Consider the following 13,844-nt stretch of genomic DNA (forward strand, 5'->3'; position numbering starts at 1 on the left):
AGCCTATATCCCACCACCGGCTGTTGGTCGGCGAAATTCCTCAAATATCCGAAAGTTAGCAGTTATTGTTTTTTTCTTTTCACGGCCCATACAGGCTGGGCCGTGAAAAATACTTAACGAGTTTATTAAAATTTAATGAGTTAGGGGCGCCCACGTCGCATCAGGGTTTCGTAGAGTTCAATATAGGAATCCACAATAAACTGCTTCGAATAGCCTTTTGCATACACCTCCGCAGCATTCTCGATCAGGCTCTGGCGCAATTCTGGATTATCCAGTACGGAGCGGATGGCCTTGGCCAGGGCATCGGCATCGTCGATAGGAGTGATTAGGCCGCTATGACCATCGCTGATGACTTCCCCCGGGCCTTGGGAATTGGTGGCTACGATTGGGCATCGGTGTGCCCAGGACTCCATCACAATTGAACCCAGCCCCTCGTGCCGTGATGGGCATACGAACAAATCTGCGGTGCGCATCAGGGTAGTGACGTCGTTGCGCCAACCGAGGAAGCGCACGCGCTGGTCCAGACCGAGTTTATGGCACAGGGCTTTCAGGTTGGCCTCTTCGGGACCTACGCCCGCGAGCCACAGGGTGGCATTGGGTATTTGCGCCAGAGAGTGCAGCAGGACTTCGAAGCCCTTGTTGATGTGCAGACGGCCTGCAGCGAGGATGAGGGGCTTGTCCTCCGGTGTATCGAAACTGTTGCGTGGCAGCGGTTCTACTGGAGTTTCATCGGCAAAATTGGGGATATGAAAAATCCGCTCCCTGGGAATGCCACCATCAATCATATGCTGGCAAATACCCTTGCTGATACCGATCCAATAATCCGCGTGCCGGTAGTACTTCAGGTTGTAGTAGTGGCCGAGTCGACTGACCAGCAGGTAGTTTTTAGAGTTGGGGGTGATAATGGTGGCACGCCCCATCCAGGTCATAACGATGTCTGGCTGCCAGTTATTCAGTGCCTCGCGGTAGATTCTGCGGCCTAGAAAATCCAGTTTGCCGCCAAACTTAAAACCCTCGGTTTCAACCCCATTTTTGCGCAGCGCTTGCACGCGGTGATCGTGGTTGCGGATAAAGGCTTTCTCATTAATCTCATTGCGCGGGTTCAAACCGCTTACCAAACGTACGAAAAAATTTTCTGCACCGCCGTGTTCGGCACCGGCGAGGACCTGTGCCACTCGAATTGGCTTGTTACTCATAAATCCAACGTATTCTGTGTAATTCTTCCGGTGGCCCGTTATTTCAGCGAGCCATCCAGGTTGATATCGCGGGCCCAGGCGTAGTCGTGACTAAAGGGTTGCAGGCTGGTGGCCTCAACAATGTATTGGGCGTAAAGCTTCGAGTTCATTTCGGTGTGGAAAAATTCCCGGGCTTTAGCTGCCCAAGCACGGCGCTTGGCATCGTCGCTATGGAACTCGCGGATTTTTTCCAACAGGTCCTGCTCATCAGAAAAGTAAACCACGCTCTCTGGGGGCAATAGCTCGTCGAAGTGCAGCTTGTCACTGGTGAATTGCAAAATACCATTACCGGCAAGCTGGGCCATTCGCGCAGAAGAGTACCAGTAATGGGTGTCTTGGCGATTAAAATTTAGTCCCATTTTAGTTTGCGCGAGTGCGCGATCGTAGTCTCGTCCCCATACTGGCGCTTCACCAAAGCTGCCGTAGGTTTTGAAGTTCAGTGAATCTCCCAGGGTATCCTTGAGATTTTTCACCATTTGCAAGCGCCTGGTGAAATCATTGCTGTTGCTACAAAACAGCAGATCAATAGACAGATCAGTGCGTTCGGCATTATTGAGGTTTTCGATAGAGGGTTCGACCGGGTTGGGCATATGGTAAACCCGGGCGTTAATGCCCTCAAAAATACTCAGTTCGCGACGGCCGGTGGAGACGAAGATGGCATCGGCCACTTCGGCGCGGTGTTTGATACGCTCAACATTGCTGGGCACGAACAGTGGATCGTTATTACAGTGTGCGATTAGGCAATTGGGCTGTTGCTGCTTGATCGCCTTCAGGGTGTCGTTACTGATCATGTCGCAGTGGCCGGCGATGATCAGGTCGGGCTCAAATGCTTCAACCGTTTCTAACAGGCGGCGATTGGCTTTGCTCACCCCTAGGTCGCGGATTCCGAAGGGCGCTTCGAAGGCTGCCACATCCCGGTCGCTGAACACCTGCGTATAGTGATCGTTTTTGATCAGGCCAAAAGTCAGTTTCTGTGCCCAGCTAACCCGCGTCTTACCGTAACGGCGCAGTTGCTGGTAGGCGATATTGAGCACTCTCATGGTGGTGCGGTCTCTAAAAAAATCCAGGAAGATATTACGTATGGCCGCTTGCTAGAGGGGCTGGTACGGTGGGCGCAGAGTATAACAGCTGCATCCCGGTCATATAGTGTTCGAGTATGCAGACCCCACTCGCGCAGAAGGTCAGCGAACTAATGTCAAAAATGAAGAGTCAAAAGGGGTTGTCCCCAGAGTTTTCCGCAGATTCTGTAGAAGTTGTTTCCAGGGAAACGGTTTATAAGGGATTTTTTTCCATGTTGCGGCTACGGCTGCGCCATCGCCTTTTTCGTGGTGGCTGGAGTGAAATCTTTACCCGGGAGCTGTTTGTGCGCGGTCCGGCAGTAGGGGTATTGCTCTACGACCCTGAGCGAGACCTTGTTGCGCTTACCGAGCAGTTTCGTATTGGCGCCCTAGAGCGGCCGGCAGGCCCCTGGTGTCTGGAAGTGGTGGCCGGCATGGTGGAAGCCGGGGAAGACCTAAAAGATGTAGCTCGGCGTGAAGTATTGGAGGAAGCGGGGCTCAAAGTGCAGGAATTGCACTTTATCCACAGTTATATGCCCAGTGTTGGCGGGAGCTCCGAACGGCTACACCTGTACTGTGCGCTGGTGGACTTGAACTGTGCGGAAGGTTACTTTGGTTTGGAGCAGGAAAACGAAGATATCCGCTTGCGGGTGTTTTCCAGGGATTCGGTACTCGCCGCCATGGCGGGGGACTATGCTCCAGGAGAGAACCCTATCGATAATTCGGCCACCATTATTTGTATGCAGTGGCTGCAGTTGAACCGGGCAAAATTAACAAAACACAGGCCAACTGCCTGACCGTCACTTGCGTTACGCAATGTTACCTGCGTATAGAGCAAACTGAGATCTGAGTCACGGCGGCCAATGAATTGGAGTGTTGATAATGGCTCTACTGGGAGAAGCGAAGGCGCGGCAGCAAAGGAAGTTGAAAATGTCGCCAAATGGCAACGCTAGGGCGGTGTATCGAGTCGATCTACCGTCTTATCATGCCGATTGTGACGCCAACTACCTGCGCTTGAGCAAATTGTTGCCTGAGCTTTCACAAAGAGCGCTTTGGCGCTACCAGTTGCCCGGCGGCACTCTGGTGTTGAGAGTAGTGGAGCGCTCCAGATATACCACGGAGGTGTCTCTGGCGGCGGAGGTAAATCTTAACGAGTGCCAATGGCTGGAGCCTCCCGACTTGACTGTACGCCTCTACCACGATGCGTGTATGGCGGAGGTGATTAAAGCCAATGGTCGCGGGCCGGTGGGTGGTAAAGGAGTGGATACCGCCTATCCCAATCCCCGTATGCAGCATGCAGATGAGAGACCCCAAGCCAATCGCTTTCTTGGTGAATGGTTGGAGTACTGTCTTGCAAATGGTCGTGCAGAATTTGAACTGGTGTTGGATGGCCAGAGATTTTAATTCTGCTGCAGAACACACGGATGTGAACACAAGGTGAGCAAGTGATTCGCGAGCACAACAAGTCGGATTCACCCCTGGGGGTGACTTCGCACCGTCTTATCCAGATCACAGATCCACATATCGGCAGCAGGCCCGATTATCAATTATTGGGTCTGGATACCGGCCACACCCTCGATGAAGTTTTGACCTCTCTCCAAAGCAGGCAGCCCCATGCCCGGGCTCTGGTCGCCACTGGCGATATCAGCGCCAATGGTTCTGAGGCATCCTACTGCCGGTTCTTAGAAAAGACCCGCATACTTTCCATGCCCTGGTACTGGCTGCCCGGCAATCACGATGTGAGTGCCCGCATGAAAAAACTGGCCCCCAATCGCTGTATCGATTTGGTCTCCTTGGGGGATTGGCGCCTGCTGCTGTTGGATACCAGTGTGACAGGGCAGATTTGTGGTGGCTTGGACAGCGCGAAACTGGAGCGCCTTCAGTTGCTCCTTTGGGAGACTCGCGATCACCCGGTGATTATTATGATGCATCACCAGCCGGTCCCTGTGGGGAGTAAGTGGATTGATGGCCATATGCTGCGCGAAGGCTGTGAGACATTTTTGCAAATAGTTGATCAGGCCCCCCAGGTAAAAGCCTTGGTTTGGGGGCATGTACACCAGCAGTTTGATAGCAACCGAGGCCATCTCGGTCTGCATGCCACTCCCTCTACTTCGGTACAGTTTACTCCCGGCAGTGGCCCCTTCGCTGTCGACGAAGAGATGCCCGGCTACCGCTGGTTTGAACTGTATAGCGATGGCTCCTACGAAACCGGTGTGGAGCGGGTGGCTATCTCCAAGTATTGTGTCGATCTCGCCTCATCCGGTTATTGATTTAAGTCAAACCGCTGCGAATTCGCAGCGGTACTTTCACTAAAGCTCTCAAGTCTTCCTCCTTGCTATTGGCTCCCCAGTAAAGAATGCAATGTTTTCGGAATAGGCAGCAAACAGGTCACTGCCTATTGGTAACAACCATTCCTATTTTGCGCGACCTGAGCACAATGTATTTTCCCCTCTCTTTTTTAGCAAAAAAACCAAATAAAACCATTCTTAACCAATCCCCTGTGTTTTTCCCCTATCCTCCCCGTACAATGAGATTACCTGTATTGAGCGGTGCTTTTTGAATATGGGAAAAGCGTGGTGAAAGGTGAGCCAATAAAGTATTCAAGTGTGGTTTCTAGAATTGCCGAGGTTTGAAGCCTAACGGTGATAGATAATGTGATTGGAGCCTCTCGCCGAATAGATATTTTTCGGAAATTCAGGAGCTTGTAAATGCAACAATTATTTTCTATACCTCTCCTCGCAATTTTATTATTGATTACGGCTTGTAGTCAGCAGTCCACTTTACAGGATCGTAGTGATGGTCTGGAAGCACGCCCCAGCCAGCTCGATGAAGTCGCGGCAGCTTTCGCCTTGGATCTCAGTGGTGCTAAGGTTTATATCGCACCGGTTCAAATTGACTACACCAAGCGATTCTCCTCCCTGCCCAGGCGCCAATATCGGGAAAAAGATTACGAGCTGGACCATAGGGATCTACAGCGTTTGAATACACTGTTGGCGCAGAGCTTTAGTAATAAGCTGCTAAAACCGCGCAATGCCCAGCAAGTGTCGGAGCAGGCGGAAGCCGACTACACCCTATCCCTGTCACTGCAAGATTTTTCCCTGGCTGCACCGCTAGACCCATCTCCCTGGACTTGGCGTGTCTATACAGAGCAGAGCGCCTACGCACAGCTGGTAGGTACTTTGTACGATCGTAACGGCAGCGCAGTAATGCATTTTCGCGATCGGCGGGATATTGGTGAGAATTTCGGTTCCTCTGGGCCGGGTGGACGGCTGGAACGTTTCACCAGTGTTACCTTTTGGTCAGATATGCGTGTGGATATTCGCCGGGCTTTTGCTAGCTTGAACAGATCGCTGCTGTAATCGGTCTCTGGAAGAGCAGGAACTGTGAGGAGGCCAGCCCCATTGCTGCCGTGGGGCGCTATAATCCCCGACTATGCAAACACAAAATCTCAACGGAAGGCCACTGCTGATCTATCTGCACGGCTTTCTTTCATCGCCTCAGTCCTTTAAATGCCAGCTGATGCGGGACCGGTTGGCTGCCAATCACCCACAGATAATTTTCTGTGCGCCACAAGTCTCCCCCTATCCAGGAAGTGCTCAGCAATCATTGCTGCGCCTATTGGATGGCTTCTTTGACTCAGACAACTGCGGCCCAATAGGGTTGGTTGGTAGCTCTATGGGGGGATTCTGGTGTACCTACCTAGGCGAGCGTTACCATTTGCCAGCGGTGTTGATCAATCCGGCCGTTCGCCCATCCCGCTTTATGCCGGCCTACGTCGGCCAGGTGTTACAACCCTACAGTGGTGAGTCGCAGGAGTATCGCCTAAGCGGTGCGGACGTTGATACCATGGCGCAATTGGAAGCAGAGATACCCAGTCCACTGCTGAGCCGCTATTGGCTTTTGGCACAGCGAGGCGATGAAACCCTCGATTACCGCGATGCAGAGTCTTTCTATCAAGGGCAGCGTCAAACTGTCGAGGAGGGGGGCGATCACAGCTTTCAGGGCTTCGCGCGTTACTGCGATCCCATTGTCGAATTTCTATTTAACCAGCAGTAATTTATAACCATTATGGCCAATTATTCCGCCGAAGATATTGAGGTACTCACAGGGCTGGACCCGGTGCGAAAGCGCCCGGGCATGTACACAGATACCACCCGCCCCAACCACCTCGCCCAGGAAGTGATTGACAACAGTGTCGACGAAGCGCTTGCCGGGCACGCGAAAAAAATTGAAGTGGTATTGCACAAAGACCAATCGCTCTCGGTTAGCGATAACGGTCGCGGTATGCCGGTGGATATTCACCCGGAACAGGGGCGCCCTGGTGTTGAAGTGATTCTTTCCACCCTGCACGCTGGTGGTAAGTTCTCCAACAAAAATTACCAGTTTTCCGGTGGTCTACACGGTGTGGGTGTTTCTGTAGTAAACGCTCTTTCCAAAGTGTTGGAAGTGACCATCCAGCGGGATGGTAAGGTGCACCGAATCGGTTTCAAAGATGGGGAAAAGGCCTCGGATCTTGAGGTTGTCGGTAATTGTGCAAAGCGCACCACAGGCACCAGTGTACGCTTTCTGCCCGACCCCAAGTATTTTGATTCCGCAAAATTCTCCGTAGTGCGACTGCGTCACCTACTGCGCGCCAAGGCGGTATTGTGCCCCGGCCTGACGGTCACTTTTATTAATGAGCAGGACGGTGAATCAGACGAGTGGTACTACGAGGACGGTCTCAAAGACTACCTCGCCGCTGCCAATCAAGGCTGGGAAATCTTGCCGGTCGAGCCCTTTGTGGGTAGCTTTGCCGCTTCTACCGAAGCGGCAGACTGGGCAGTGCAATGGCTGCCGGAGGGCGGTGAGATTACCGCCGAATCCTACGTTAACCTGATCCCCACCGCCCAGGGCGGTACCCACGTGAATGGGCTGCGCGCGGGCCTTCTGGATGCCATGCGTGAGTACTGCGAGATCCGCAATTTATTACCCCGTGGTATTAAGTTGGGCCCTGAGGATATCTGGGGGCAATGCTCTTACGTACTCTCCGCCAAACTGGCAGACCCGCAGTTCTCCGGGCAGACAAAAGAACGCCTCTCCTCCCGTGAGGCCACCGCGTTTATTTCTGGCGTGGCCAAGGATGCGTTCAGCCTGTGGCTGAACCAACATACGGAAGAGGGTGATAAGCTTGCCGAGTTGTGCATTGGTAATGCACAAAAACGAATGCGCTCAGCAAAAAAAGTCGCGCGTAAGAAAGTCACTCAGGGGCCCGCGCTGCCGGGCAAGTTGGCGGACTGTTCCAGTGCCGATACCTCCCGCTCCGAACTCTTTCTGGTGGAGGGGGACTCCGCTGGTGGTTCCGCCAAGCAGGCGCGGGATCGCGAGTTCCAGGCCATCATGCCGCTGCGCGGTAAAATCCTGAATACTTGGGAAGTGGACTCCGCAGAGATTCTCGCCAGCCAGGAAGTGCACGATATTGCAGTGGCGCTGGGTGTTGATCCAGGCAGTGACAATCTGGAAGGGCTGCGCTACAACAAAATCTGTATCCTCGCCGATGCCGACTCCGATGGCCTACACATCGCCACACTACTCTGCGCTCTGTTCTTACGTCACTTCCGTCCGCTGGTAACTAACGGTCATGTCTATGTCGCCATGCCGCCACTGTTCCGCATAGACATCGGTAAAGATGTTTACTATGCGCTGGATGAATCAGAGAAGCAGGGTATCCTCGATCGTATAAGCGCAGAAAAGAAAAAGGGCAAAATACAGGTGACTCGCTTTAAAGGTCTGGGTGAAATGAACCCCATGCAGTTGCGTGAAACCACCATGGACCCCAATACCCGTCGCCTGGTGCAACTGTATATTGATGCCGGCGATGACAGCAATCAGCTTTTGGATATGCTCTTGGCTAAAAAGCGTGCCGGGGATCGCAAGCAGTGGCTGGAAAGTAAAGGGAATCTGGCTGAAGTGGGTTAAGCCCTAATTAATCGCTGATCTATTTTTCTTAGGTTGCCTTAGTTTACTAGGGCAACAATTTAAAGCGCTATGGAAGGTATTTTGTGAAATTAAGCCATTTATTTATCTTTTTTATTTTTTTCGTTTCTCCTTTAACCGGGTTGGCAAAAGATATTCAGTCTTTACTTAATCTGGAGATAGATAGTTTTATAGCAGAACTAAAAGGCGAAGATAACTTAGCCTTATCCAAAGCTGCTAATCGTATAACAGGATCTGGATTAAGTGATGAACGTTTATTTGATGTGGCTGAACAGGTTCTCCTAGAAAAACACCAGGCGAATATGACAGTTGCTCAACGCGATGAGCAAGTGATTAGTGAAATCGTCAATTTATTACGTACACTTTCATCATCTGGAAATACAAAATATTCACCCACTATCAATAAGATAATGCGTGAAAGTGGTAATCGTGCGATTAGAAATCGAGCGAAGCATGTGCTGACCAAGTTTAGTTTTTATCAAAAGCGCAATGCATTGATGCAAAATATGGAAGGCCATGTAGCTACTAATAGCTTGCATACTACACGCTTACTAAATTTGCTCAATAGTAACGATATGATCATGCAGCGGTTTGCCGCTGAGGAAGTTGTCCGCGATGGAGCTGCTGAAACCGTAATTCAGGAGTGGTTTTATAAGGCAGTAGAAAAGGATGTTAGGCAGCCTGTAGACAAACTACATATCGATACACTTGCCTGGTACTGCAAAGCTCTAGGTACGGTTAATAAAAGTGAGTACAAGGAATTCCTGAGTTCTATCGCTGATGATAGAAATGTACACAGAAAAATTAGAAGACACGTGAAGAAAATTCTCGGCTAGGTAGCTGCAACTGAGCGAGATGCCTTTGTCATTTCGCTCACAACTCATCTTTCATTCTCCTCTCTTGTTTTTTCTGTCGGCATAGAAATATGTTTAACAAATATGCCGCGATTTTTTTAGGATGATATATTTCACCTCTTCCTTCTCACTTTATCCTTGGTGGATACTTTTACTTACTAATTTGAACTCTCTGAAATTTAATGGCAGAGGGACTATTTTTGCTTTTATTTAAAGGTTATGTCGTTGGCTGGTTGTATATAGGGTGCTCAGGCGTATAAGTAATTGTTTCTGATTGGTGAGACCTGTTAGATGACAACAATATTAGAGTTTTGGATGCGTTAACCATCTTCTTGTTTTCTTAAAGGTCGCCAGTCTTCCAGGCGCCTATAAAGAGGAAATAAACGTTCTAAGTTAGGTGATTATATACTTTTGGTCGTAGAGCGTTATCTGTTGGTATACCTGTAAAAGCTAAGAGTTGATTCTAAAGTTATTTAAATTACCGTCTTATTCGATGGGGTAGAGTCGGATTATGGTGTGGGATACATTAAGTGCTGTGGGCGAGCTTGTTGGAGCCTTCGCAGTTGTCGCGTCCTTAGTCTATCTTGCTGCTTTAATAAGAGCTCAGAATAAAGAATCCAAAATTGCTTCTATGCATGAGATATCTATTGCTCATCGAGAAGCTGTGGCGGCAATTTGTGAAGGTCCGATGGCAGATGTTTTTGCGAAGGCGATGAAGGATTTTGATTCGTTATCTAGTGCTGACACTTTGAGAATCATTGGTTTTGTATATCGTTTTTTTAAAATTTGGGAGGAGGCCTATTTTCAATATAAGGCAAACAGGCTGGATTTTACTATCTGGGACTCAATGACTCGTCAATATACTGCATATTTATCGATGATTCCCTTTAAGAGGATATGGGAGTTGCGATCTGAATATGTAGCTCCTGAATTCCGTGATTATGTAAATTCTAGAAAGCCAGTAGATTTAGTTTTACCCAATGCAGTCAGTAAAAAGTGATTCCCTTGTCCGCTGTGGAGATACAGGAGTTTCATTCCGATGGTTGCAGTATCTTTCCTGATGGCACTCTTGAACAGAGTGAATTATGGCTTGATTGCTGCTATGCCCATGATCATGCCTATTGGAAGGGGGGAAGCAATTCGCAGCGGCAAGAGGCTGATCGTGACCTAGAAGTTTGTGTTGCCAAAACTGGGGAGAGGGAAGTTGCGTTGTTGATGCTGGTAGGGGTTAGAGTTGACGGGACGCTATTCTTGCCAACCTCATTCCGTTGGGGCTATGGTTGGCCCTATTTGCGGGGTTATAAAGCCTTAACAGAAGAAGAGCTGGATGCTATTGAACAGCTGCAAGGATCTTTACCTGGGTCGTTTTAGATAGTCTAATAATATTTTTATTCAATATATAAGATTAACTCTATGGTTTTTGCTCTCTCAAGGATACTGGGAGCTAATGGTGATATGATCAATAATCAGAAGGTTTCTTAAAAGGGATTTATAGCGTGGCTTATTTTCGTGGTGTTTTATGGTTCTGCATTACCCTGAATATACTGGTCTTTGCTTATCTGGCCTTCCTCTTGGGCTGGAATGTTGGGCTTCTTGAAGTTTTACTGGGAATCATTCTTGCTAATTTTCCTTTGCCTTTTATGGTTCGCTGGTGTGAGCGTATGGCCAAGGATTTAAAGGGGTACTGGATCAACTTTATTCCCTATATAAGCCCCGTATTGGTAGGGTTTGGTGGCTCAGCGGTCTATATTAATGCAGCGCTAAAAGGTGAAAAGGTATTTTGGCTTTATTTAACTGTGCCTATGGCACAGGCAACGGCTTTTTGGGTACTCCTGGCACTGGTCTTTTGTATTTACCCGTTCATTAATACTGAAAGGCAAGAAGTGGTAGAACCTGAGTATAGTAGCAGCGCTGAAAGCCCCGCAGACATTTTGAAAAAAGAGCAGGAAAGGACGGATGAAATTGCTTAGTGTTTGTAAGCATTACTGTATATAGGTTCATATCTTTTATTGTTTATTAGTCTTCTGCTGGTTCCCTTTTCAGTAGCTGTCCATACTCTTTGGAGAAGTGGTTTTTTAGCCATTGCATCAGGCTACGTACGCGAACTAATTGATGGCGCAGCGGGGGGCAAACCATAGAGAGCTGGGTGGACTCTGACCATCCAGGCAAAATTTCCTGTAATTTACCTTTTTCGATATCTGCCTGGACGTAGATGTCTGCCAGGCGAGTTACACCAAGTCCTGCCAGTGCTGCAAGGTGCATCGCCCGGCCGCTGATCAGTTTGATACCCTGTTCCACCTCAATCTTATGCCTGGTCTTACCACGCGTTAGCACCCACTGGTCAACACTGCCGTAAATTAGGGGTACTTTCGAGAGGTCCATGGGCTTTAGAATTGGGCCACGCATTTTGATAAAATCCGGACTCGCAACATAGCGGGTTTTGATACTGTGCAGTTTGCGTACTACGAGGGTGGAATCTGGCAGCTGCCCCATACGTATTACTAAATCGTAACGATCCTCAATGAGATCGACACGCACACTGGAAAAATCCAGCTGTATTTGTATTTCGGGATAAGTTTTCTGGAACTTAATGACTAGGGGGGCAATGATCTCCTCGCCGATAATCCCACCCACCGCATTGATACGAATTTTCCCCTTTATTTCCTCTTTGGCATGTGTTGCCCACTCTGCGGCACTATCTAGTTGCTGTATTGCCTGCTTGCATCGCTGGTAATAGCCTTCACCGACCTCAGTAAGCCGCAGCTTACGGGTGGTACGGTGTAACAGTTGAACACCCAGGGTGGACTCTAATTCGGAGACTTGTTGGCTGAGTGTAGCTTTGGAGAAACCTGTATGATCCGCAGCAGCAGTAAAACTGCCCCGCTCAGCCACAGCAATAAAGGCGCGTATGGCTCGCCAAGAGATATTGTTCATTAATTCCAAACAATGATTTCACATTAGTTGAGTTAATAGACCTAATTCTAAATTCTATACTGCCGATACAAAAGGGTTATCCCGTAGTCTTTAATCATTGATTGCAGAAGAGAGAGTCAGTATGTCTAAGCCATTGATTGTAATAACAGGTGCCAGCTCTGGAATTGGAGCATCAATAGCTCAGCATATGTCGGATGCCGGGCATCCGTTGTTGCTATTGGCGCGTCGTTTGGAAAAATTAGAAGCGATGAATTTACCGAACACCCTCTGCAGACAGGTCGATGTCACCGATCCTGCTGCGTTATCTGCAGCAATTCAGGAGGCTGAGACTCTTTATGGGCCTGTAGATTGTTTGGTGAACAATGCCGGTAAGATGTTGTTGGGGAACATAGAGACCCAGAGTGCTGAAGAGTGGCGGGAGATGTTTGATGTCAACGTGCTCGCCTTGATGAACTCCATGCAGGCTGTTTTGGCCGATATGAAGTCTCGTGGTCGCGGTACTATCCTCAACATCAGCTCGATTGCCGGCGTGAAGACATTTATCAATCATGCTGCCTATTGCGGAACCAAGTACGCAGTGTCGGCGATTAGCGAAACCGTGCGTGAAGAGGTTGCCGCAAGCGGAGTACGTATTATGGCCCTATGCCCAGGAGCTGTGGAGACAGAGCTACTGAGTCATACCACTTCTGAAGAGATTATCAAAGCTTACGAAGAGTGGAAGGCCTCCATAGGTGGCGCCATTAATTCAGAGGACATCGCTCGTACGGCGTTGTTTATGTACAGCCAGCCCCAGAATGTGAATATCCGCGAAGTGCAAATAGCCGCTACAGGCCAGGATCGATAGATGAGTTAGATCGGGAAAGAGGGTGAACAATCTAGCTATTGGTCGGCCTCCTTCCTGAAAATTGTTTGGATACTGGAGAAATCCAGTTCTTCATTGCCCTTCAGACTGTGTAAGCCAAATAGATTTCTGGCTAGTGAGCCGAGCGGTGTGTAGCTTTTGCTATTGTCGGCGGCTTGCTGAGCAAGCCCCAGATCCTTACACATCAACCCCACTTTAAAGCCTCCACGATACTGATTACTAGCGGGCACACTATCCATAACACCGGGATAAGGATTATAAGTTTGTAGGGACCAGTTGGCGCCCGAGCTTTTCGCCATGATTTCAGTTAGCACTTTGGGATCAAGGCCGTTATCCACCCCCAATTGGAGTGCCTCGGCGGTGCCAATCATATGAATAGCCAGCAACATATTGTTGCAGATCTTTGCCGTTTGCCCAGCTCCGGCAGGGCCTGCAAAAAAAACATTGGCCCCCATATGCTGTAGAACTGTTTTGGCTCGCTCTACATCCTCGTGCTCACCGCCACACATAAAGCTGAGAGTTGCGGCAGCTGCCCCTTTGACTCCGCCAGAAACAGGAGCCTCTATTGCATGAAGGCCTTTATTTCGTGCGGCGTTAAGTAGGCGTTTTGAGCTGCTTGCTGAAATTGTGGAGCAATCAATAATTAAGGATCTCTCTTCGATAGCTTTCAGCAGATGATCTTTTTCAATATAAAGGCTCTCTACCGCAGCACTGCTGGGTAACATACTAATAACAAAATCTGCTCCCTTCACCGCTTCTGTTGCTGATGAACATTTTTCAACTCCCTGTTCTACAGATTTCTGAAGCAACTCCTCTACTGGATCGAAACCTCTTACACGGAATCCAGCTTTGATTAAGTTAAAAGCCATTGGGGCACCCATATGCCCCAGACCAAGGAAGGCTGTGATTTTATTCATGGCAGTATCCA

General features: G+C 49.2%; 15 protein-coding genes. 11 read left to right on the top strand and 4 right to left on the bottom strand.

Annotated features, from left to right (window positions below):
• Window positions 1-140: 140 nt before the first annotated feature.
• Together ACJJIV_RS13140 and ACJJIV_RS13145 are read right to left on the bottom strand one after the other, a co-directional pair.
• Window positions 141-1,196, bottom strand: a complete 1,056-nt coding sequence (locus ACJJIV_RS13140) for a glycosyltransferase (RefSeq protein ID WP_444889225.1) — start codon at window positions 1,194-1,196, stop codon at window positions 141-143.
• 38 nt (window positions 1,197-1,234) lie between these two features.
• Window positions 1,235-2,275: a glycosyltransferase family protein gene (locus tag ACJJIV_RS13145; protein ID WP_444889226.1), complete on the bottom strand. Its 1,041-nt coding sequence runs from the start codon at window positions 2,273-2,275 to the stop codon at window positions 1,235-1,237.
• A 116-nt stretch (window positions 2,276-2,391) separates the two neighbouring features.
• Here ACJJIV_RS13145 and ACJJIV_RS13150 point away from each other — a divergent pair, with 116 nt between their 5' ends.
• The 10 genes from ACJJIV_RS13150 (at window position 2,392) to ACJJIV_RS13195 (ending at window position 11,090) form a co-directional block, all read left to right on the top strand.
• The gene (locus ACJJIV_RS13150) at window positions 2,392-3,090 is read left to right on the top strand and encodes an NUDIX domain-containing protein (protein ID WP_444882961.1); all 699 of its coding nucleotides are present in this window, start codon (window positions 2,392-2,394) and stop codon (window positions 3,088-3,090) included.
• Between the two features lie 85 nt (window positions 3,091-3,175).
• The gene (locus ACJJIV_RS13155; RefSeq protein ID WP_444882960.1) at window positions 3,176-3,697 is read left to right on the top strand and encodes a DUF1249 domain-containing protein; all 522 of its coding nucleotides are present in this window, start codon (window positions 3,176-3,178) and stop codon (window positions 3,695-3,697) included.
• A 41-nt stretch (window positions 3,698-3,738) separates the two neighbouring features.
• Window positions 3,739-4,563, top strand: coding sequence for a phosphodiesterase (locus ACJJIV_RS13160; RefSeq protein ID WP_252083544.1), 825 nt, complete (start codon window positions 3,739-3,741; stop codon window positions 4,561-4,563).
• A 438-nt stretch (window positions 4,564-5,001) separates the two neighbouring features.
• On the top strand, window positions 5,002-5,652 hold the full coding sequence (locus tag ACJJIV_RS13165) for a hypothetical protein (protein WP_444889227.1): 651 nt from the start codon (window positions 5,002-5,004) through the stop codon (window positions 5,650-5,652).
• Between the two features lie 73 nt (window positions 5,653-5,725).
• Complete coding sequence (locus ACJJIV_RS13170) at window positions 5,726-6,349, top strand: YqiA/YcfP family alpha/beta fold hydrolase (protein WP_252083542.1); 624 nt, start codon at window positions 5,726-5,728, stop codon at window positions 6,347-6,349.
• A 12-nt stretch (window positions 6,350-6,361) separates the two neighbouring features.
• Window positions 6,362-8,248 carry a DNA topoisomerase IV subunit B gene (gene parE / locus ACJJIV_RS13175; protein WP_286036993.1) on the top strand — a complete coding sequence of 629 codons (1,887 nt, stop codon included), beginning with the start codon at window positions 6,362-6,364 and terminating at the stop codon, window positions 8,246-8,248.
• Between the two features lie 83 nt (window positions 8,249-8,331).
• Window positions 8,332-9,102, top strand: a complete 771-nt coding sequence (locus tag ACJJIV_RS13180) for a hypothetical protein (protein WP_444889228.1) — start codon at window positions 8,332-8,334, stop codon at window positions 9,100-9,102.
• Window positions 9,103-9,631: 529 nt separating this feature from the next.
• Window positions 9,632-10,120, top strand: a complete 489-nt coding sequence (locus ACJJIV_RS13185; protein WP_444889229.1) for a hypothetical protein — start codon at window positions 9,632-9,634, stop codon at window positions 10,118-10,120.
• Between the two features lie 14 nt (window positions 10,121-10,134).
• Window positions 10,135-10,491, top strand: coding sequence for an FAD-binding oxidoreductase (locus ACJJIV_RS13190; RefSeq protein WP_444891718.1), 357 nt, complete (start codon window positions 10,135-10,137; stop codon window positions 10,489-10,491).
• A gap of 125 nt (window positions 10,492-10,616) precedes the next feature.
• The gene (locus ACJJIV_RS13195; protein ID WP_444889230.1) at window positions 10,617-11,090 is read left to right on the top strand and encodes a hypothetical protein; all 474 of its coding nucleotides are present in this window, start codon (window positions 10,617-10,619) and stop codon (window positions 11,088-11,090) included.
• A gap of 46 nt (window positions 11,091-11,136) precedes the next feature.
• Here ACJJIV_RS13195 and ACJJIV_RS13200 read toward each other — a convergent pair whose 3' ends face one another.
• Complete coding sequence (locus ACJJIV_RS13200; protein WP_444889231.1) at window positions 11,137-12,054, bottom strand: LysR family transcriptional regulator; 918 nt, start codon at window positions 12,052-12,054, stop codon at window positions 11,137-11,139.
• A 121-nt stretch (window positions 12,055-12,175) separates the two neighbouring features.
• Between ACJJIV_RS13200 and ACJJIV_RS13205 the strand changes: the two genes are divergently transcribed.
• The gene (locus tag ACJJIV_RS13205; protein WP_444889232.1) at window positions 12,176-12,898 is read left to right on the top strand and encodes an SDR family oxidoreductase; all 723 of its coding nucleotides are present in this window, start codon (window positions 12,176-12,178) and stop codon (window positions 12,896-12,898) included.
• 35 nt (window positions 12,899-12,933) lie between these two features.
• Here the strand turns inward: ACJJIV_RS13205 and mmsB are convergent, their stop codons facing one another.
• A complete protein-coding gene (gene mmsB / locus ACJJIV_RS13210) occupies window positions 12,934-13,833 on the bottom strand; it encodes a 3-hydroxyisobutyrate dehydrogenase (RefSeq protein WP_444889233.1) in 900 nt (299 codons plus the stop codon).
• Between the last annotated feature and the right edge of the window lie 11 nt (window positions 13,834-13,844).

The organism is Microbulbifer mixtoriginis (SeqCode), assembly GCF_052466765.1.

Coding starts and splice junctions, on each gene's coding strand:
- ACJJIV_RS13140 (WP_444889225.1), bottom strand. CDS start 1,196: ATGAGTAACAAGCCAATTCGAGTGGCACAGGTCCTCGCCGGTGCCGAA.
- ACJJIV_RS13145 (WP_444889226.1), bottom strand. CDS start 2,275: ATGAGAGTGCTCAATATCGCCTACCAGCAACTGCGCCGTTACGGTAAG.
- ACJJIV_RS13150 (WP_444882961.1), top strand. CDS start 2,392: ATGCAGACCCCACTCGCGCAGAAGGTCAGCGAACTAATGTCAAAAATG.
- ACJJIV_RS13155 (WP_444882960.1), top strand. CDS start 3,176: ATGGCTCTACTGGGAGAAGCGAAGGCGCGGCAGCAAAGGAAGTTGAAA.
- ACJJIV_RS13165 (WP_444889227.1), top strand. CDS start 5,002: ATGCAACAATTATTTTCTATACCTCTCCTCGCAATTTTATTATTGATT.
- ACJJIV_RS13170 (WP_252083542.1), top strand. CDS start 5,726: ATGCAAACACAAAATCTCAACGGAAGGCCACTGCTGATCTATCTGCAC.
- parE (WP_286036993.1), top strand. CDS start 6,362: ATGGCCAATTATTCCGCCGAAGATATTGAGGTACTCACAGGGCTGGAC.
- ACJJIV_RS13185 (WP_444889229.1), top strand. CDS start 9,632: ATGGTGTGGGATACATTAAGTGCTGTGGGCGAGCTTGTTGGAGCCTTC.
- ACJJIV_RS13200 (WP_444889231.1), bottom strand. CDS start 12,054: ATGAACAATATCTCTTGGCGAGCCATACGCGCCTTTATTGCTGTGGCT.
- ACJJIV_RS13205 (WP_444889232.1), top strand. CDS start 12,176: ATGTCTAAGCCATTGATTGTAATAACAGGTGCCAGCTCTGGAATTGGA.
- mmsB (WP_444889233.1), bottom strand. CDS start 13,833: ATGAATAAAATCACAGCCTTCCTTGGTCTGGGGCATATGGGTGCCCCA.